General features: G+C 76.9%; 1 protein-coding gene. It reads left to right on the top strand.

What is annotated here, in order from left to right; genetic code table 11:
* Window positions 1–862: carbohydrate kinase family protein (locus O3W51_RS48155; RefSeq protein WP_269290435.1), on the top strand; the 862-nt coding region annotated here is incomplete at its 5' end.
* Window positions 863–1,064 lie beyond the last annotated feature (202 nt).

Here is a 1,064-nt window from a genome sequence, read left to right as displayed (position 1 = left end):
CGGGCTCGACCTGACCGTCGCACCGGGCGGCGGCCCCGCCAACACCGCGGTCGCGCTGGCCCGGCTCGGCACGCCCACCCGGTTCCTCGGCCGGCTGTCGGGCGACGTCTTCGGCCGGCTCTTCCGCGAGCGACTGGCCGGCTCCGGCGTCGACCTGACCGGCTGCCCCGACGCTGCCGAGCCCAGCACGCTCGCCGTCGCCGACCTCGACGCGGCCGGCCGGGCCCGCTACACCTTCCACGCCGAGGGCACCGCCGACTGGCAGTGGACGGCGGCCGAGCTGACGGCCGGGCTGCCCGCCGACCCGGCCTGTCTGCACACCGGCTCCCTCGCCCTCGTGCGCGACCCCGGCGCCGGCCGCGTCGAAGAGCTCCTCGACGACCTCCGCCCCCGCACCACCATCAGCATCGACCCGAACGTCCGACCGGGCCTCGTACCCCCCGACCGCTACCGGCAGCGGCTGTCCCGCTGGTGCGCGGCGGCCGACATCCTCCGCCTCAGCGACGACGACCTCGCCCACCTCCACCCCGGCACCCCGCTGGAAAAGGCCTGCGACGAATGGCACGCCCTCGGCGTCCCCCTCGTCGTCATCACCCTCGGCCCCGAGGGCGCCCTCGCCTCCCTCGACGGCGAACGACTCCACGTACCGGCCCAGCGGTGCGACGTCGTCGACACCGTCGGAGCGGGCGACGCGTTCATGGCGGGCCTGCTGCACCATCTGCACGGCGCGGGCCACCTCGGCGGCCGCCTCACCGCCCTCACTCCTGCGGACGTCCAGAAGGCGGTCACCCTGGGGACCGCAGTGGCTGCCGCCACCTGCGCGGTACAGGGCGCGAACCCGCCCTGGCCGCATCAGCTCTAACGCTGCGCCGCGCGCCTCCGGCGGTGGTGGGGGTACGTCAGCGTCCGCGACGCCGCTGCGCCACGCGCCTCCGGCGGGGGTGCGGGTACGTCGGCGCCCGCAGCGCCGTTGCGCCACGCGCCTCCGGCGGTGGTGGGGGTACGTCGGCCCCTGCCGCGCCGTTGCGCCTGCGGCGGGCTTTCCCCACCCACCCGCCCTTACC

Origin of the sequence: Streptomyces sp. H39-C1 (assembly GCF_027158125.1) — a bacterium.
GTDB lineage: Bacteria > Actinomycetota > Actinomycetes > Streptomycetales > Streptomycetaceae > Actinacidiphila > Actinacidiphila fildesensis.
Note: the sequence above shows the minus strand (reverse complement) of the source record. Positions and strands in the feature narration are given on the sequence as shown.